The organism is Prauserella sp. PE36, assembly GCF_003311655.1.
GTDB lineage: Bacteria > Actinomycetota > Actinomycetes > Mycobacteriales > Pseudonocardiaceae > Prauserella_A > Prauserella_A endophytica.
This window is the reverse complement of record NZ_QEQT01000041.1, coordinates 84,176-102,426: the sequence shown is the minus strand read 5'-3', so window position 1 is coordinate 102,426 and position 18,251 is coordinate 84,176. Positions and strand designations below refer to the sequence as shown.

Genomic DNA, 18,251 nt, shown 5'->3' with positions numbered 1-18,251 from the left:
ACCATGACCTCGCGGGCTCGCATCGAGCACATGGACGACCACACCGGGTACCTGATCATCAAGGTGGCCGGGATGGCCGTTCCCGCCTTCGAACGCGCGCTGGTTCCGTTGGGGCTCAACACCCGGCAGGTGCGCGTTCTCGGCTTCCTGCACGGCGAGTCGTTGTCCCAGGCCGAGCTGTGTGCGCGCACCGGCCTGGACCGCACCACCATGGTCGCTGTGCTGGACGAGCTCGAGCAGCTCGGCCACGCCACCCGTGAGCGTAGTAAGTCCGATCGGCGCAAGCACGTCGTACGGATAACCAGGAACGGCAAGGCCGCGTACGCCAAGGCGACGAAGAAGCTCTTGCGGGCACAGGAAGAGCTGCTCCAGCCGCTTGCTCCAGCCGAGCGAGCGCAGCTCCACACCTTGCTCAGCCGCTTGTTCGACACCAGCCAAGCCTGTGCGCCGGAACCTGCCGCCGAAGCGGTGTCGTGATTACTGGACACAGTGGACATCCGTGATCGCCGATTCCGTCATCGTCCACTGTGGCCCGGATCCGCGATCCATCGGATGGGCTGGCCGACCAATGAGCCGAGCAACCACCCCTGCTGGTAGGGAACGATGTTGGTAGGGGCCGGGTGGATCCCCGTGACCTGGCTCAGCACGCGACCGTCCTCGGAGAGCACCAGCACGCATCCGGACAGCGGTTCCTCGCCGACCAGCACGGAGGTCGGCATCCGCACCACCGCCTGTCGCATCAACCGGCTGGGCAGCACGTAACGGTCGAGCGACGGGATGCGCTCGTACATCGGCAACAGCAACCTGCCGTCGCCGGTGCTGGTGAAGCCGTCCGATATGCCCGGCAGCCCATCGACGAGAACGTCCGCCGCTCCCGCGCGCGAACCGGAGAGCCAGTATCTGGAGATGCGGTAACGCGTGGACTCCGCCACCAGCACGGCACGCCCGTCACCGGTGAGCACGACGCCGTTCGGGAAGTACAGGTCCGTAAGCAGTTCCGTCGTTAGCCTGCTCTGCGGGTCGTATTTCAGCAGCCTCCCGAGCGGACGGCCCTCGAGAAAGTCGTACAGGGAATACGAGGGCAGGCCACCCAGAGTGGCACTGTTGTACTTGGAGTTCGAATCCGAGAAGTAGACGATGCCGGCAGAGTCGATCACCAGGTCGTTGGCCGCCAGAATGGGTTCGCCGTTGGCGCGATCGGCCAGCAGGGTGACGTTCCCGCTTGGCGAGACGGATTGGAGGCCGACACCGTGGTTGGCCACCAGCAGCCGGCCATGGTGATCGAAGGCGAGCCCGAGCGGCCTGCCACCTACCTTCGCGAAGACCTCGGCGCGGTCTCGACCCGGTTCCGTGCGCATGATCAGGCCGTCGCGCGTGCCCGTATAGACGCGCTGGCTGCCGTCGACGGCGATGTCCTCCGGACCGTTGAACGACTGCCGTCCCAGAGGGCGCAGTGTCCCGGCTGTGGCGCTGTCGATCCGGCCGGAGTCGACGGAGAAGCCGTCCGGCGGATCCCACGCCACTGGTTCGAAGGGTTCCACGGGTGGGTTACGCACGAGGAAGAACGCGCCGATGGCGACCGCGAGGAGCAACACCACCGAACCGAGCGCGATCCCGGTCCGGCGCAGCACTGTGCCACGCCGGCCGCTCCACCAGTTCATGAGGCCGCGCCGCGCCAGGCCGGGAGCCGAGAGCGGCGCGCGAGCAGCGTCGCCATGACCACACACGCACACGCGACGACCACAGTGGGCAGACCTTCGTCGAGCGCCCCCCTGGCCACATAGGAGAACACCGCGGTGGTGATCACGCCCGCAGCGAAGCCGAACCCGAAGGTGAGCACCGGCTGCGCCGTGCGCGTCGGCAGCACAGCGCCGACCAGCAGGAGCGCGCACAGCACCAGATCCGGCACGAGGAAGAGGTTGTCCGCGCGAAAGCCGTCGTTGAGGAACAGAACGCCGAACGTCGGCACGCTGACGGCGACGGCAACGATCCTCGCCGAGGTGAGCAGTCCCATCACGCCGCCTCCTGGTGCGAGCCGAGGACGGGGCGGGCCCGCGACGTGGTGAACTGCCATACGCAGAGCGCGGCGAGCAACACGATGCACGCCAGGTCGAACACCGTGCTGAACGTGGCGAGGTCGGCACGCAAGCCCGGATCCGGGAGGATCAGTGACAGGAACGTCACCTTGCCCGCGATGGCACCGATCGCCGCGGGGATCCGGGCAGGCCGGAAGAAGGCCGCCCACACCAGCGCGCCACCCAGCAGCAACTGGAGCATGCCGCGATGCTGCAGCAGAGCCTGTGTCATCGCGTCCGGATCGGTGATTCCGTATGTCCATTCGAGGGTGTACGTGTCCAGCAGGGCCAACGCGGGGCTCGCGGTGATCACACCCATCGCCACGAGGCCCACGCGGACGGATGCTTCCGCACCCGAAGGAAGTTTCATCGGTTCCCCTAATCGTCAGTCTGGCTGACAATCTACAAAGCTGATGGATTTCGTTCGAGGTTAGCACTACCGCGCAGGAACGTGCACGTCTCGCCGGGGACCGCGCGCTTGCCGCTATGAGGACCAGCGCTCGGCAAGTACGTCGCGTGGCGTCCTTCCGTCGGCGTCGAAGTCGAGGACTCCCAGTACGAAAGTGATGACCGAGTCGGCGAAGAGGCTGATCTTGTCGTAACTGCTGGTGCGTGCGTACTCGAAGTCGTCCGGCTGCACCCGCTGGTGGATGACGAATCCGGTGATCATGGCCTGCAGCGTCAGCGTGACCCGCTCGGGTGTCCAGCCGGCACGGAGCGGCACTCCCGTCAGCTCCATGAGCTGGGCGTAGGCGTCGGTCCAGTGCCGCTGTTCCGCACGCAACCCTTCCGCGACGGTACCCCCGCCCTCCGGGTGATCCTTCAGGAGCGGGGCGAGATGTGCGATCAGGTAAGAGCGCGGATCGGCCACCAACTCGCCGAGCAGGGTGTCGGCGGTCCTGATCGCGGCGTCCACCGGACGCCTCGGGTCAACGCCGTCGGTCAGGCCGGTCGCCAGCCGGACGGGCAGTGGCTCGGAGGGCCGGTCGTTCCTTGCCAGTGCCCACACGGCGGCATCCGCGCGGAACGCGTCGATCGATCCCCACCGGCTTGTGATCATCCGGTTGTCGGGCGAGTAGCCCGCCTTCACCAGAATGGCGTTGGGGTCCAGGTGCCCGAGCACCTTCGGCAGCGGGGGCGTTCCTCCGGGATTCTCCCCGGCGAGGAACGCGTCGATCTCCCTGGTCGCGATGTTCAGCAGCAGGACGGCGACCTTGTCACGCCGGTCCGCCGCCGGCCGTCCCCGACGTCCAACCAACTCTCGACTCCCGTATTTTCTCGCGCCGACGACGGGAGAAAACCCGTACCGTTCGGCGGCTGAGCGCTAGATCCTGAAATCAGGTAAGGGGACATCACGAGGTTACGAAGGAGCAGCGATGTCGTGGACATGGGTCTTCGCCGCCCGAGAGGAGCCCGTCGGCGATCCGGAGGTGGCTCCGGTGGCAGCGCCCTGATCGACACGCCTGGGCGGGGTCGCCACGGGGAGCAGCCGCGGCCATACCCAGCCGGCCCAGGCCACCAAGCGCCGCTGCGCCGACGACGCCGACGACTCCGGTCCGGGAACGGCCGAACCCGTGACCCAGGCCCGGGCCGCCGTGATCCTCCTGTGCCGCCCTCTGCCTCTACTTTGGAGCTTGTGGATCGCCGTTCCACCTTCTGGTTCGTGCGCTCGCGATCATCAGCCGATCGCCGCCCGGAAACGCTCGCCCAGATCGGCCAGGCGGTCGGTCGGTTCGTTGGCGAACACGAGCCGCAGGTAGTGATCCCCGCTGGGGCCCCATCCGGTCATGGGCGTGGCGGCCACCTTGCCGTACCGCAGCAGCCGCTCCGACAGCTGCCCCGGCGTGATTCCCAGCGGCCTGGTGTCCACCAGCAGCGACCACCCGCCGTGCGGTCGCACCACCGGATAACCGGCCAGCTGGTCCACGATCTTCACCGCGCGGCGCCGCCATTCCGCGGTGGCCGCGGCGACATCGGCGTCCGCGTCCGGAGCGCTCAGCGCGGCCGCGACGGCCTGCTGCGCCAGGCCCACCTGGCACACCACGTTGGTCAACCCCACCAGGCGGATGTCGGCGAGGATGTCGGCAGGGCCGACCACCCAGCCCACCCGCCAGCCGATCATCCGCAGCTCCTTGGAGGCGGAGCCGATGGTGATCACCCGGTGGGCAAGCCCGTCGTGCGCTGCGGGGTGGTCGGGTGGCCGCCCGTCGAAACGGATGCGCTCCATGGCGGCGTCGTAGATCAACCACGTGTCATGCCGCTCGCACGCCGTGGCGAGCGCGGACCAGTGGCGGTCGTCGAGCACCAGGCCAGTGGGCATGGCCGGCCCCATCATGAGCGCCGCCGCGGTGTTGGGGCCGACGGCGGCGGCCAGGCGGTCCGGGTCGACCACCCAGCCGTCGGCGGAGGGCTCGGCGGGAACGAACCGCGGTATGCCGCCGGCCAGGCGAACGCGGTTGACCAGTCCCGCGTACACGGGGTCGCACAGCACGACCTCCTGGCCCGGCTCCACGGTGGCCAGAAGGGTGTTCAGCACACCGTTGAGCCCACCGGCCACGCTCACGCACTCGGTGTCCGGATCGTAGGCGCGGCCGGCGAGCCGCCCGACGTGCGCGGCGGCGGCCTCTCGCAGACCACGATGCCCCTGGAAGGGGAGGTAGCTGTTGGCGTCGTCATCGTCGACCGCGGTCCGGGTCGTCGCGACCGCGAGCCGCGGCGGCCGGATGTCGGTGTCCAGGTTCTCCAGCCGCAGCAGCTCCGGATCGGCCAGCGCGTCGGCCGCGTCACCGATGACGTCCACCCCGATGCCGGGGATCTCGCGCAGCCGGGTCACGGTCATGACGACACTCCTCACTGGTTCAGTTCACTGGTACGTGCTACCCACTATGCTGGTACGCATGGAACTGGCGCAAGCGGTGGGCGCGAACGTGCGCAGACTGCGTATACAGGCGGGGATCTCCCTTGCCGACCTGGCATCGGCCGCCGGCATGAGCAAGACCACTCTGCACGGCATCGAACTGGGCCAGGCCAACCCGACCCTGAGCACACTGTGGGCATTGGCCACCGCGTTGCGGGTGTCGCTCGGGGAGCTCTTGGACACCGGATCGCCCACTGTCGAGGTGGTCCGCGCCGACGACGACCGCCCGCACGTCCGAGGAGACGCGGTCAGCGCGCGGCTACTGCACCGCATCCGGCTGCGCGGCACCGTCGAGGTCTACGACATCGAGATCGACCAAGCGGTGCAGAACTCGGACGCCCACCTGGCCGGAGTGCACGAGTGCCTCGTGCTGTCCAGGGGACGGGTCACCACCGGCCCGGCCGAGTCCCCGATCGAACTGGCCGCGGGTGACTCAGTCCACTTCGACGCCGCCCACCCGCATACCTATCAGGGGCACCACCGGAACAACCGCGCCGTGCTGTTGATGCTGCACCCGGAGCAGTGACGCGAAGCCGCCCTGCGGGGATCAGCGAACGCTCACCAACCTGCGGTGGGGACCACGGGACCTCGGCCGTCTCCTGTCTCGGTGACCAGACGCTTTCCGGTCGCGGACCGGGTCCCAGCGGACACGGTTCCGGGTACAAACCGGGCATGGCTTTGGACACGACGACGCGGGATGTGGTGCTCGACGGCCGGTCGCTGACCGGTGACCAGGTGATCCAGGTGGCCAGGGGGCACGCCAGGGTGTTGATCGCCGACGCGGGAAGGCACGCGGCCGAGGTGGCGTGGTCCGCCGCCGAGCGGCTGGTCACTCGCGGGCCCGTCTACGGCCGCACCACGGGCGTCGGCGCCAACCGCGTGGAAGCCGTTGGGGCCGACGCCAAGAAGGGCCACGGTGTCCGGCTGCTGCGCAGCCACGCGGGCGGGGTCGGTGACCTGCTCGCCGAGGAGGAGGTGCGGGCGATGCTCGTCGTGCGCCTCAACCAGGTGCTCGCGGGCGGAGCCGGACTGCGTCCCGGTGTCGCCGACGCGCTCGCGGACGCGCTCAACTCGGGCAGCTATCCCGCGGTGCACGAGTTCGGCGCGATCGGCACGGGCGATCTCACCGCGCTCTCCGAGACCGGACTGGCACTGCTCGGCGAGCTGCCGTGGCTCGGGACGTCAGCAGGGCCGGAGCCGATCGCACTCGACTCCGGTGACGCGCTGGCGCTCATCAGCAGCAACGCCTTGACGATCGGGATCGCCGCGCTCGCCTGGCACGAGGCGCGGCGGCTGCTGGACGCAACCCACGCGGTGGCGGCACTGTCGTTCCTCGCTGTCGACGGCTCACGCGAGGCCTACGCCGAGCGCGTGCACGCGAGCAGGCCACACGCGGGGCAGGTCGAGGCCGCGGCGCGAATGCGAGCCCTGCTCGGTGCACCGGCGCGCCCACCCGCGCGCCTGCAGGACCCGTTCGGTTTCCGGTGCTTCCCACAGATCCACGGACCCGCTCTCGACGCCGCCGCACAACTGTCCACAGTGATCGGCGTCGAGATCAACGCGGCGGCGGAGAACCCGCTCATCTCCGCCGAAGACGACACCGCGTACCATCACGGCGGGTTCCACTGCGCGTACCTGCGGCACACGCTCGACGGCCTTCGCCTGGCGCTGCTGGACACCGCGCACCTGTCGACGGCCCGGCTGTCGGCGCTGCTGGACCCGCGGTTCACCGGGCTGCGGCCGTTCCTCGCTCACGGCGAGAGCGGCAGCTCCGGCGTGATGATCCTGGAGTACAGCGCCAACTCCGCGCTCGCGGAGGTGCGGGCGCTCGCCGCGCCCGCCGGGCTCGGCAACGCCGTGGTGTCGCGCGGACTCGAGGAGCACTCCAGCTTCGCGTTCCAGTCGGCGAGGCAGTCCCTGCGCTCACTGACGGCACTGCGACTCGTGCTCGCCTGCGAGCTGGTGACCGCGGTGCGGGCGCTACGTCAGCGCGACGTCGTCCCGTCGGCGGCGACTCCGCTGCGCACCGCCTACGACCTCGCCGCGGGGAAGCTGAGCGCCGAGATGAGCGATCGCAGGCTGAGCGCGGACGTGGAGCTCGCCGCGACGCTGCTGGAAGACCTCGCCGGGCTCTGAGGTGGGAACCGGTGTGGCTCGCGGGCACCGAACCCGTTCGGCCGTTCAGCAGGCCGGGTCCGCGAGCCAGCCCCGGTCGGCGGCCTTGGCGCCCGCCTGGAACCGGCTGCGCGCGCCGAGCCGGCTCATCAGGCCGGACACCAGGCGGCGCACCGTCCGTACCGAGACGCCGAGGCTCGCCGCGGCGGCCTCGTCGGTGTAGCCGGCCGAGAGCAGCGTCAGCATCGCCCGCTCCCGCTCGGTCAGCTCCGCCTCTTCCGGAAGGCCGCCGGGCACGAACGGGACCGCCGAGGGCCAGACCCGCTCGAACAGGGCGACGATCGTGTTCACCACGCTCGGCAGCCGGAACAGCGCGAGATCCGAGGGCTCACCGGGCAGCACGGCCAGCTCGCCGTCGATCACCACCGCGTCGGCGGGCGCGTCGGCCACCGTGCGCACGTCGGCCCCGGCCAGCGCGAGGGACCCCAGCCGCATGGCCATCGCGGGGATCGTGCGCGCCTCGTCAGGGACGAGCACTCGGTAGCGCACCCCCGGCCTCGGGCTGCCCTTGCCCAGCAGGGGAAGCCGGCCGCGAACGGTGTCGGTGAGGCTGGAGACGACCAGCACCTCGCGCTTCGCCGAGGCCAGCGTCGCCTCGACCCTGGCGCGGGTGGACAGCGGCGCCGAGTGGCGGTGCAGCACGGCGACCCTGGTCGGCTGGGTTGCGATCATGGCGGTTCCTCCCCGTCTGTGGCTCGCCTCCCACCTTCTCGCCACCCGCATGAGGATTCGATGACAAGCAAGTCTCGTGGCTCGGGCTCGGCCGCAGTGTTGGATTCGGCCGCAGTGAAGGCCACCTTGCCTGCGTTGAACGCAGTGAAGGTGGCCTTCACTGCGGTCTCAAGAGGACTGGATCGCGTTCAGCACGTCGTCGGCGCGCAGCTCCCTGAGCTCGGTCGCGTCCGGGATGCGGCCCAGCCTGCGCAGCCGTCCCGACTGGGCCTTGCGCATCACCTCGAACAGCCGCCGCGCGTCGCGGGCGTTGCCGAAGCCGGGGTCGGCCGAGATCCGCCGGAAGTACTCGGCGAGGGCGGGACCGGACTGCGGGTCCAGCTCGTAGTCGCCCGCCGTCACCATCCGGCCGATGATGCCCACCAGCTCCTCCGGCGTGTAGTTCTCGAACTCGATCGTCTTGGCGAACCGCGACGACAGGCCGGGGTTCGCGGCGAGAAACTGCCGCATCTCCGCGGTGTAGCCCGCGACGATCACCGCGATCTCCTCGCGGTGGTCCTCCATCAGCTTCACCAGGGTGTCGATGGCCTCCTGGCCGAAGTCGCCGCCGCTGCCCGACTGCCGGGACAGCGTGTAGGCCTCGTCGATGAACAGCACGCCGCCGAGGGACTCCTCGAACACCACCGCCGTCTTCTCAGCGGTGTGGCCGATGTACTGGCCGACCAGATCCCTTCGCGACACCTCGCGGAACCCGCCCTTCGGCAGCACACCGAGCTCGCGCAGGAGCTTGCCGTAGGTCCGCGCGACCGTGGTCTTACCGGTGCCCGGCGCGCCCGCGAAGATCAGATGATGGCTCAGCGCGCCGGTGGAAAGGCCCGCCCGCGAACGCCACGAGTTCACCTGGATCTCGTCGACCAGTGAACGCACCTCGGCCTTGACGCCGGGCAGCCCCACCATGCCGTCGAGGTCCGTGAGCAGGGCGTCCAGCGGGCTCGATCCACTGAGGACGCTCGTGGGCTCGGCCACGACCTCCGCGGTCGCCGCGGCGTCGAGCCGGATCGCGGGCTCGGCCGTGTTGTCGACGTCGCACGCCTCGATCAGGCCGCCGCAGTTCGGTCCCACGTCGATGCCCACGCCATGCGCGTCACGCACGGACGTCCGGCGCAGCACGGGTTCGCTGCGGTGGGCCACCACGATGCCGGCCTGGCCCGTGCGCGAGATCCGGCAGTTCTCCACGGTCGGCCGCGCGTGCTGGTAGACGTAGAGCCCGCGCTGCCCGCACCCGCTCACCGTGCACGAGCGCAGCACGGGGTCGGCGCCGAGCCCGACGATCAGCCCATCGGCGGCGACGTTGTCGATGGTGACGTTCTCCACCACGCCGGACGTGCCCTCCAGCACCAGCCCGTGCTCGGCCCCCGTGATGGTGACGTCCCTGATCGTCAGCGGGCCGGGGCCGCGCACCGTCACGGCGGGGCCCCGCTCCGCCGTCACGGTGGAGCCGGTCAGTGACAGCTCGGCGTTCTCGGCCTGCACGGCCGCCGTGTCCCCGGCGCGCACCGTGAGCCCGTGCACGGCGAGCCCGCCGCCGCGCGCGAGCAGCACCGGCACGTCGGCGCCGGTGCCGTCGAGCACCACCTCGGCGTCGTCGGCCGCGCGGAGGGTGAGCTCGCGGCCGACGAGCTCCAGCGTCTCCGCGTAGGTGCCGGCGGTGATCGAGACGCACGAGCCGTCGGGAGCGTCGAGCACGGCATCGCCGATGGTGGCGTAGGCGCCGTGCCTGCCCGGAGCCACGAGAACGGTGCGCCCGGTCGTGGTAGTCATCGGCTCGCCCCCTCGCTCAGCCAGCCGCGGTCGGCGGCCTTGACGCCCGCCTGGAACCGGCTGCGCGCGCCCAGGCGGTTCATGAGGCTCGACACCATGCGGCGCACGGTCCGCACGGACACGCCGAGCGCGGCCGCGGCCGACTCGTCGGTGCGGCCGTCGGCGAGCAGCGTGAGGAGCTCGCGGTCGCGGGCGGCCGGTCCGCCAGCCTGCGGTGGGTCGCCGGGGATCACCGGCACCGCCGAGGGCCAGAGGCGTTCGACCAGCTCCGTGACCGTCTCGACCACGCTCGGCAGCTGGAGCACGGCGAGGTCGTCGCCGCTCGGCAGTACGGCGACCGCGCGGTCCACCACCAGCGCCTCGATGGGCACCGCGGGCATCGTGCGGACCTCCGCGCCCGCCCGTGCGAGGTGTCCGAGCCGCCGCGCGGGTTCGGCCAGTGTGCGCGCGTGGTCGGGGAACAACACGCGGTAGCGCACCCCGCGCCGCAGGTTGGCGTGGTCGATCCGGCGGAACGTCGCGACCGGGTCGCCGGGCGTGCCGGACAGCGGGCTGACGACCAGCACCTCTCGCTGTGCCGAGGCCAGCTTCGCGGCCACCCGCGCGTGCCGCGACGCCAGCGGGCACGCCGACTGTCCACGGAGGACCGGAAGCCGGGGCGGCGCCTCACGACGGTCGAGCGGGGACTGGGTGATCATGGGTTCCCTCCGATCGGCAACGACGCGGCCACGGCCGGTGCGTGCTGGTTGTCCATTCGTTCGAGCCGCAGTCCTGGCAGGTGCATCCGCAGCAGCCGCTCGGCGGCCGCGTCGGCCGCGGCGTCGGTGGTGGCCGCGATCCGCAGCACGGCGGCGTGCTCGGGCGCGGTGATCGCGATCGTGCAGGCGGTGCCGGGCACTGCGGCCAGCAACCGGTGCAGCGCCTGGATCCTGGCCTGCACCGGGCGTGCTCCGAGGCCGGTCAGCCGGATGCCGACCTGTGTGATCGGCCCTGCCCGCCAGTGCCGCCGCTCCTCGCGGATCGTGCCCCTTCCCGGGCCGGTGTGGGTGAGCGCGACCAGCGTCGAGAGCAGCTCGGGCTCGGTCAGCGCGGTCGCGCCGAGCCCGGCCCTGCGGAGCTTGCGGTGCAGCCTGCGCACGGTGTTGTTGAGCGCGACGAGCAGCTCGGCGTCGTCGGCGAAGTTCGGTTCGCGCAGTGCCCGCACGGCCAGCCACGCGCGGGTGTGGTCGGTCTGTTGCGGACCGCGGTGCAGCACGAGCTGCAGGCGGATCGCGGGCAGCGCGGGGGAGGGCTCACCGGTGTCCGCGAGCAGTGCCCCGGACAGCGCAAGCTGGGCGAGCACGGCCGGGCCGGTGTCGACTGGGCGCAGCACGGCGACGAGCTCCCCGGTGCGGCTCACCACGCCCGAGGACGTCCCGGCGAGCTCGACGGTTCGCGCGGCCGAGCCGGGCGCGAGTGCCCGCAGCAGCAGGTGACCGGCCTCGGCGTCGGGCAGGTCGCGCTGACGCCGCCGGAGCAGCAACCGCGCCCGCTCGGTCAGCTCCTCGGAGAGCCAGCGGCCCCGGTACCGCAGCGCGGTCCACGACAGCAGTGTCGCCGAGGCCAGCAGCAGTGCCGTCACCATCGGCCATGGCCTGCCGATCGCGAGGAACGCCAGCACGAGCGCGAGCTGCCAGCACACGATGCGCAGCACGGGCAGGTCGAGGGACTCCCGCTGCCGAGGCCGTTCCCGCGGTGGTTCGGCGGGAAGTCCGGTGTGGACGGTCTCCGGTGTCGGGGAGTCGTTCCGGGTCTGGGGCCGCCGTTCGGTCTTCGGCTGTGGTGTGGAGGGGCGCGGTCGCGCCGCGACGGTCCGCGTGGCCGCCGCGACGGTCGCGACGGGCCGCGCGGCGGCACCCGGAGCGGCCACCGGCCGGGCCTCCGCGGCGACGGACTGCTGTTGCTGCTGCGCGGTCATGGCCGGTTCCCTCACGCCACCCGCACCGCGGGGGTGCCGAGACCGGCCGGTGCGCAGGTCCGGCAGCGTGCGTAGTGGCGAACGAACCGGTGACCGCGGTAGCGCTCACCCGGCAGCGCGTCGAGCAGGCTCACGTCCACGAGTGCCTCCAGGGTGGGTCGCACGGCTTCTGCCGTGCTGCCGAGCGCGCGGGCCGCGGTGGTCAGGCCGAACTCGTCGGGCAGCTCGCCGAGCGCGGACAGCGCCGCGCGCACGGCCGAGGGCAGCGCCGCGAGGACACCCGCCAGCGCGCGCCGGTAACCGCAGGCCAGCACCCGGCACGCGCCGCCGCGGAACTCGTGGGCGAGCGAGCTCGGTGTCCACTCGGGACGCGTGTGCAGCTTTGCCGCCACGTCCCGCAACGCCGCCGGTATCCCCCCGCACTGGCGGACGATCGACCCGACGGACCCGGTCACGTCGTCGCGGGCGAACCCCTCCGGTGCCGCCGCGTGGAAGAACGCCGCCGCGTCCTGCTCTCCGAACGGGCGCAGGCCGATCCGGACGGCGCCGTCGACGTGCCAGTCCCGGTGGCGGGTGGTGACGAGCGTCAGGCTGGAGCTGCCCGAGGGCAGCAGCGGTTCGACCTGGCCGCCGCCCTCGGCGTCGTCGAGCACCAGCAGCACCCGGCGTCCCGCCAGCTCCGAGCGCCACAGCGCGGCCAGCTCGCCCGGAGCGGCCCCGGTGCCGGGGGTGCCGATGCCGCGCAGCAGCCGGGCGAGCACGTCGGCCGGGTCCCGATACGCGCGCAGGTCCACGAAGAACTGACCGTCGGGAAACGCGTCGGCAAGGCCGTGTGCCGCGTGCACCGCGAGGGCGGTCTTGCCGACACCGGCAAGGCCGTCCACCAGCACCACACCGTCGCGTGTCCGGCGGATCGTGGCGAGTTCGGCCGCGCGGCCGGTGAAGTGTGCCGGGTCGCGGGGCAACTCCCGGCGCGGCCCGCAGGTCTCGCCGCTCGCGTCCCGGTACGCCGAGGCGAGCGCCCGGCCTGGACGCACCCCGAGCTCGGTGGCCAGCACGTGCCTGGCCCTGCCGTACGCGCGCAACGCCTCCGCGCGCCTGCCCAGCGCGTGCAGTGCGCGCACCAGGCTCGCCCATGGCCCTTCGCGCAACGGATCGTCCTCGGTGAGCGCCTTGAGGGTGTGCACGGCCTCGGCGGTGCGGCCGAGCGCGAGCTGCGCCTCGGCGAGCTCCTCACGCAGCTGGTGCCGCAGCTCGACGAGCCTGCCCACCTCGCAGTCGGCACCCGCGACGCCCTCGAAGGGCTGTCCTCGCCACAACGCGAGCGCCGCCTCGAACGCGCCGACCGCGGCCGTCAGCTCACCGGTCTCGGCCGCCGCCCTTGCCGCGGCGGCGTGCTCGGCGGCCCGGTGCGCGTCCACCTCTCCCTGCCGCAGGCGCAGCCGGTACCGGCCCGGCGCGCTCTCGATCCTCGGCTCGCCTTCGTCGGGGACGAGCACGGGCAGCAGCCGCCGCAGCCGCCACACGTACGTCTTCAGGTTCGCCTCGGCGGAGGCGGGCGGCGCGGCCGCTTCGTGCCATGTCGCGTCGATCAGCTCGGCGCTGCTGACCCACGCGTTAGGGTGCAGCAACAGCGTCGCCAGCACGGTCGCGGCCTTGCCGTGGCCGAGCCGGTGTACCTCGCCGTCGCGGCCGTGCACCTCCAACGGCCCCAGAACACGGAAGAGCATGGCAGCAACGATCGCGGCACGAACATGAGGTTCCGATGACAGCGACAGCACGAGTGCTGGTGGTCGAGGACAACGAGGACCTGCGCGTGGCGGTGACCACCGAGCTCGCGGCCCATGGCTTCCTGGTCGACGAGGCTGAGGACCTGGCGACGGCCGACGCCGTGCTCACCGGTGCCGACCACGACTGCGTGGTGTTCGACCGGATGCTGCCGGACGGTGACGCCGCCACGTACGTCTACCAGCGCAGGCAGCGGGGCTGGGCGGTGCCCGTGCTGTTCCTGACCGCGCGCGACACCGTCGCCGACCGCGTCGCGGGCTTCGAGCACGGCGGCGACGACTACCTGGTGAAACCGTTTGCGGTCGCCGAGATGACCGCCAGGGTCTCCGCGCTGTGCCGCCGTTCCGCGGACCGGCGGCCGCCGGTGCTGCACCACGCCGATCTCGAGCTCGACAGCGCACGCAGGCAGGTCCGCAGGGCGGGTGTCCTGCTCACGTTGAGCGACAAGGAGTTCGCCGTCCTGGAGTACCTGATGGCGCGCCCCGAACAGGCCGTCACCCGCACCGAGCTGATCGAGCACTGCTGGGACACCAGCGCCGACCCGATGTCCAACGTGGTCGACGTCGTGGTGCGCAGGCTAAGGGCGAAGCTACGGGAACCGGAGCTGATCCACACGGTGCGCGGCGTCGGGTACCGCCTCGACGGTCGGCGGAGTGGTTCATGAACGGCTCGGCCGCGGCTCGGCTGCGCCGGTTGCGCTGGCTGCTCACCGTCCTGTTCACGGTGCTCAACGCCGCCGGACTGATCGTGCTGGCGTGGCTGCTCGTCGACCAGGACAGGGAGCAGGGCGAGCTGCGCATGGACGCCTCCCTGAAGGAGGTCACCGCGGCGGTGTCCCGGCTGGTCCAGTCCAGCGGCGACGGCACCGTCGTCACGGCGTTCATCGGCCAGGACCAGATCGACACGAGCTGCCCCGAGTTCGCCGTGCTTCCGGCGGGGGCCGGTGAGTTCGACCCGCACTTCAGCAGGCGGGACTGCGCCCCGGTGGACCGCGGCTACCTGCACGGCCTGGCGGAGGACTCGACCGCGAGCGGGAGGGAGATCCAGGGGTACGTGCCCAGCACCGAGGACGGCCTCGTGCGCGTGGTCACCAAGCCGTTCCTCAACGCCGCGGGCCAGTACGCGGGCGCGATCGTCGCCGTGAGCGACCCGACGGAGGAGCTCGACCGGCACAGCGCCTTCGTGTGGTGGGTGATCGGCGGCTGCGCGCTGGCGGTGGCCGTGGTCGGTGTGGCAGGCCACCTGCTGTCCGGCCGCGCGATCCGGCCAGCCGCCGCGGCACTCGAACAGCAGGAGGTGCTGCTCGCCGAGACGGCGCACGACCTGCGCACGCCCGTCGCGGCACTGCGCGCGTTGGCGGAGACGGCGATGCGCAACCCGGCGGACCGGCCGGACCTGCTGCCGCGCACGGTGCGCCTCGCCGCGCGGATGGGCTCGATCATCGACGACCTGCTCGTGCGCGCCCGGCTCGCGGCAGGCGTGGAGACGCTCGCGATCCAGCCCGTGTGGCTGGACCAGCTCGTCACCGGTGTCGTGCAGGAGACCCCCGCGAACGGAGCGCAGGTCACCGTCACCACGGCCCCGTCCGCCGTGTACGCCGACCCGAACCTCGTGCAACGCGCGGTCGGCAACCTACTCGACAACGCGCTGCGCTACGGCCGCCAGCCGGGCTCACCGGCGATCGTGCACATCACCGTCGCGGGCGGCCGGGTGACGGTGGCCGACCACGGCCCCGGAATCGACGCCTCGGTGGCGGAGGAGAGCTTCGACCGGTTCACCAGCGGGGCCGGGTCCAGTGGGCTGGGCCTTTCGATCGTGCGCTGGACGGCGCAGGCACACGGCGGTTACCTGCGGGTTTACAACGCCGAGGAGGGCGGCGCGATCTTCGAACTGTCCTTCCCGCTCGCCCAGTAGCGGGGGCTGCGCCGTCCGGGTCCGTTGTACCTGATGTTGACCCGGCGTGTACCGGCGTGTCCTATGCTCCCCTCTGTGACTGGGAGGAAGCTGTGGCATCGCCTGCCGATGGCACTGCTGGTCGCCGCCTGCGCCGCCACCGTGACGATCGCGATCTCCGGGGCGGCCCAGTCACCGCGCGGTCTGGACTTCGCGCCCGCGGGGCACTGGGTCGTCAACCCCGAGCTGGACGTCGTCTTCCACGTCAACGGCGCGGCCAAGTCCGTGGACGCGCAGGCGAACATGCCGCTAGACCCCGGCGACCTCGTCTACCAGGGGGACACCAGCGCGTACGTCGTCGGGCAGGCGCGGATCAGGGAGTTCGGCAAGTCCACTCTGGAGGTCGAGCGCACCATCAACGCCCCGACGGGTGAGCAGCCGGTCGGCGTGGAGGCGCCCGGCGGTCCCTACCTCGTCTACCGCGAGGCGGGCACCGTGGTGCGGCTCGGCGAGCGGCCGGCCACGATCCGCGCGGGTGAGGGTCTCGGCGACCCTGTCGTGACGCCCGACGGCACGCTCTGGCTGCACCGGCAGGCCTCCGGGGTGCTGTGCAAGCTGCCCAGGGACGCCGACCAGGTGTCGTGCCCCACCGTGACGCCGCCGGGCCACAGCGGAGAGCTGACCGTCGTGGGCGAGCAGGTCGCGTTCGTGGACACCACCCAGGACACCGTGCGTGCGGTTTCGGACGGACGGCTCGGCGACCCCGTGAACGTCGGCGTTGACCTCCCCGGCACGGCCCAGGTCGCCACGGCGGACGCCGGCGGGCGCATTCCCATCCTCGACCCCGCCGAGGACAAGCTGCACCTCATGGACGGCCGCGGCCTCACCACGCCGGGGGCGGACACGAGGCCCGTGACGGTCGAGCTGCCCGACGGCGAGTACGCCGCCCCGGAGTCGAGCGGTTCCTCTGTGGTGCTGCTCGACCTCGAGGGCAACACCGTGCGGACCTACGGCAACGACGGCAGGCCGCAGGAGGTCACGCCCGTCGCGCCCGAGACGGGGGAGCCGAGGCTGACCCGGGGGCAGGACGCCCGTGTGTACGTCGACGGCGACAAGGGCGGGCACGTCATGGTCGTCGACGACGGCGGCTCGGTGAGCCAGGTGCCGCTGGTCGGGGAGGAGGACCGGGGCGACCGGCCGCCGCAGGGCCCGCCACCCGAGCGGACCCCCGAACCCCCACCCTCGCGGCCGGACCGGCCGAGCCCGCCGCCGTCCCAGCCAGCGACACCGGACCCGGGCCCGGTGCTGGCCGAGCCCGCTGACACCGTCGACCCGGTGCCGCAGGGCCGGCAGGTGGAACCGCCGCCCGCGCAGCCGCCGGCCCAGCCGCCACCCCCTCCACCGCCTCCGCCACCACCGCCGCCTCCGGCCCCGGCGACCCCGCCGGGCATCGCGCCGAACGTGGCGGCGACCCTGCAGGGCGACGCCGTGCAGGTCACGTGGGGAGCGGCCGCCGACAACGGCGCCCCCGTGACGGCGTACCACGTGTCGTGGCAGCCTGGCGCGGGCTCCCAGACGGTGCCGGATGGTGCGCGCTCGACCGTCCTCACCGGACTGCAGAAGGGCACGAGCTACACGATCACGGTCGCGGCCGAGAACAGCGCCGGGCGCGGGCCCGGTGCGAGCACGACGATCGCCATCCCCGGGCCGTCGATCACGATCTCGCGCGGCGAGCCCAGTGAGTACGACGGCTGCGGCCCGCCGTGCTACAAGATCAGGGTCGAGGCGACCGGGCTGGAGCCCAACACGTTCTACGACTTCGAGGTCGACTCCAACCATCCAACGTGGAACAACCCCGGCTCCGGCTGGGAAACCGACGAGAACGGCAACGCTGTGTTCGAAAACATCGACTTCGGTGAGCCCGGCTACGAGGTCTGGGTGTTCATCTCGGAGCTGAACGTCGTGTCCAACCGCCTGCTCTGGCCCGAAGGATGAGCGCACGGGCGGGAGAGGTCGCCAGGCTGATCACCGACAACGTGCAGCAGGTGATCCGCGGCAAGCCGGAGCTGGTGCGCCTGGCCGTGGCCGCGCTGCTGGCCGAGGGGCACCTGCTGATCGAGGACGTGCCCGGCCTCGGCAAGACCACGCTGGCTCGCTGCCTCGCCCGCAGCATCGGCGGTGAGTGGAACCGCATCCAGTTCACCCCCGACCTGCTGCCGGGCGACATCACCGGCGTCACGGTGTACCACCAGAAGGAAGAACAGTTCACGTTCCACCGCGGCGCGGTGTTCGCCAACATCGTGGTGGCGGACGAGGTCAACCGCGGTACGCCGAAGACGCAGTCGGCGCTGCTCGAGGTGATGTCGGAGCGGCAGGTGACCGTCGACGCCGTCACGCACGAGGTGCCGCGTCCGTTCCTGGTGGTCGCCACGCAGAACCCGATCGAGATGGAAGGCACCTACCGCCTGCCCGAGGCGCAGCTCGACCGGTTCCTGATGCGCCTGTCGGTGGGCTACCCGGACGTCGCGTCCGAGGTGCTGGTCGTGATGAGCGACTGCGCCGGCGTCAGGGCCGAGGACCTGCCCACGGTGGTCGACATGGCGACCCTGCGCACGGCCATCGAGGAGGTCCGCCGTTCGTACATCGACCGCGCGGTCGTCGAGTACGCGGCCCGGCTCGCCGCGGCGACGCGCGACCACGCGGCCGTGCGGTTCGGCGCGAGCCCCCGTGGCAGCATCGCGCTGGTCCGCACCGGGCAGGCGCTCGCCGCGATGGCCGGACGCGGGTTCGTCACCCCGGACGACATCAAGGACGTCGCCAAGCCGGTGCTCGCCCACCGCCTGATCCTGACCGCGGAGGCCGAGCTCAACCAGCGCGGCGCCGACGAGATCATCGACGAGGTGCTGGCGGCCACCCCCGCGCCCGCGATCAACGTCGCCGCCAGGTAGCAGCC

Annotated in this window: 17 protein-coding genes; 7 read left to right on the top strand and 10 right to left on the bottom strand. The window is 71.8% G+C overall.

All coding sequences use genetic code 11. The annotated features are described in order from the left end of the window. Positions 1 to 3 precede the first annotated feature (3 nt). The gene (locus tag DI005_RS07030; RefSeq protein ID WP_113641602.1) at positions 4 to 477 is read left to right on the top strand and encodes a MarR family winged helix-turn-helix transcriptional regulator; all 474 of its coding nucleotides are present in this window, start codon (positions 4 to 6) and stop codon (positions 475 to 477) included. Between the two features lie 38 nt (positions 478 to 515). On the opposite strand, the gene DI005_RS07025 is transcribed toward DI005_RS07030, so the two are convergent. The 5 genes from DI005_RS07025 to DI005_RS07005 form a co-directional block, all read right to left on the bottom strand. Further along, complete coding sequence (locus DI005_RS07025; RefSeq protein ID WP_113641601.1) at positions 516 to 1,661, bottom strand: SMP-30/gluconolactonase/LRE family protein; 1,146 nt, start codon at positions 1,659 to 1,661, stop codon at positions 516 to 518. Further along, positions 1,658 to 2,017, bottom strand: a complete 360-nt coding sequence (locus DI005_RS07020) for a hypothetical protein (protein ID WP_137094508.1) — start codon at positions 2,015 to 2,017, stop codon at positions 1,658 to 1,660. The genes DI005_RS07025 and DI005_RS07020 overlap by 4 nt, the downstream gene beginning before the upstream one ends. Continuing rightward, entirely contained in the window at positions 2,014 to 2,445 is a 432-nt protein-coding gene (locus DI005_RS07015; RefSeq protein ID WP_112271451.1) for a hypothetical protein, read from the bottom strand. Before DI005_RS07015 ends, DI005_RS07020 begins: the two co-directional genes overlap by 4 nt. Before the next feature lie 114 nt (positions 2,446 to 2,559). Then, complete coding sequence (locus DI005_RS07010; RefSeq protein ID WP_113641600.1) at positions 2,560 to 3,333, bottom strand: hypothetical protein; 774 nt, start codon at positions 3,331 to 3,333, stop codon at positions 2,560 to 2,562. 420 nt (positions 3,334 to 3,753) lie between these two features. Further along, complete coding sequence (locus tag DI005_RS07005; protein WP_113641599.1) at positions 3,754 to 4,914, bottom strand: pyridoxal phosphate-dependent aminotransferase; 1,161 nt, start codon at positions 4,912 to 4,914, stop codon at positions 3,754 to 3,756. Positions 4,915 to 4,972: 58 nt separating this feature from the next. Between DI005_RS07005 and DI005_RS07000 the strand changes: the two genes are divergently transcribed. Together DI005_RS07000 and DI005_RS06995 are read left to right on the top strand one after the other, a co-directional pair. Next, entirely contained in the window at positions 4,973 to 5,518 is a 546-nt protein-coding gene (locus tag DI005_RS07000; protein ID WP_113641629.1) for a helix-turn-helix domain-containing protein, read from the top strand. A gap of 146 nt (positions 5,519 to 5,664) precedes the next feature. Then, positions 5,665 to 7,128 (top strand): aromatic amino acid ammonia-lyase, encoded by a 1,464-nt coding sequence (locus DI005_RS06995; RefSeq protein ID WP_112271459.1) that lies wholly within the window; start codon positions 5,665 to 5,667, stop codon positions 7,126 to 7,128. Between the two features lie 45 nt (positions 7,129 to 7,173). Here DI005_RS06995 and DI005_RS06990 read toward each other — a convergent pair whose 3' ends face one another. The 5 genes from DI005_RS06990 to DI005_RS06970 form a co-directional block, all read right to left on the bottom strand. Then, on the bottom strand, positions 7,174 to 7,839 hold the full coding sequence (locus DI005_RS06990) for a helix-turn-helix transcriptional regulator (RefSeq protein ID WP_112271461.1): 666 nt from the start codon (positions 7,837 to 7,839) through the stop codon (positions 7,174 to 7,176). 168 nt (positions 7,840 to 8,007) lie between these two features. After that, on the bottom strand, positions 8,008 to 9,660 hold the full coding sequence (locus tag DI005_RS06985; RefSeq protein WP_113641598.1) for a right-handed parallel beta-helix repeat-containing protein: 1,653 nt from the start codon (positions 9,658 to 9,660) through the stop codon (positions 8,008 to 8,010). Beyond that, positions 9,657 to 10,358, bottom strand: coding sequence for a LuxR C-terminal-related transcriptional regulator (locus DI005_RS06980; RefSeq protein ID WP_112271465.1), 702 nt, complete (start codon positions 10,356 to 10,358; stop codon positions 9,657 to 9,659). The genes DI005_RS06985 and DI005_RS06980 overlap by 4 nt, the downstream gene beginning before the upstream one ends. After that, positions 10,355 to 11,617 (bottom strand): type VII secretion protein EccE, encoded by a 1,263-nt coding sequence (locus tag DI005_RS06975; RefSeq protein WP_158559779.1) that lies wholly within the window; start codon positions 11,615 to 11,617, stop codon positions 10,355 to 10,357. The genes DI005_RS06980 and DI005_RS06975 overlap by 4 nt, the downstream gene beginning before the upstream one ends. Positions 11,618 to 11,628: 11 nt before the next feature. Further along, entirely contained in the window at positions 11,629 to 13,347 is a 1,719-nt protein-coding gene (locus tag DI005_RS06970) for a BTAD domain-containing putative transcriptional regulator (protein WP_113641597.1), read from the bottom strand. A 35-nt stretch (positions 13,348 to 13,382) separates the two neighbouring features. On the opposite strand from DI005_RS06970, the gene DI005_RS06965 reads away from it, so the two are divergent. The 4 genes from DI005_RS06965 (at position 13,383) to DI005_RS06950 (ending at position 18,246) form a co-directional block, all read left to right on the top strand. Next, on the top strand, positions 13,383 to 14,069 hold the full coding sequence (locus tag DI005_RS06965) for a response regulator transcription factor (protein ID WP_199542589.1): 687 nt from the start codon (positions 13,383 to 13,385) through the stop codon (positions 14,067 to 14,069). Continuing rightward, the gene (locus DI005_RS06960) at positions 14,066 to 15,319 is read left to right on the top strand and encodes a sensor histidine kinase KdpD (RefSeq protein ID WP_113641596.1); all 1,254 of its coding nucleotides are present in this window, start codon (positions 14,066 to 14,068) and stop codon (positions 15,317 to 15,319) included. Before DI005_RS06965 ends, DI005_RS06960 begins: the two co-directional genes overlap by 4 nt. A 75-nt stretch (positions 15,320 to 15,394) precedes the next feature. Then, positions 15,395 to 17,293, top strand: coding sequence for a fibronectin type III domain-containing protein (locus DI005_RS39580; RefSeq protein WP_304481729.1), 1,899 nt, complete (start codon positions 15,395 to 15,397; stop codon positions 17,291 to 17,293). Continuing rightward, the gene (locus DI005_RS06950) at positions 17,290 to 18,246 is read left to right on the top strand and encodes a MoxR family ATPase (protein ID WP_112271473.1); all 957 of its coding nucleotides are present in this window, start codon (positions 17,290 to 17,292) and stop codon (positions 18,244 to 18,246) included. Before DI005_RS39580 ends, DI005_RS06950 begins: the two co-directional genes overlap by 4 nt. The last annotated feature ends 5 nt before the right edge of the window (positions 18,247 to 18,251 follow it).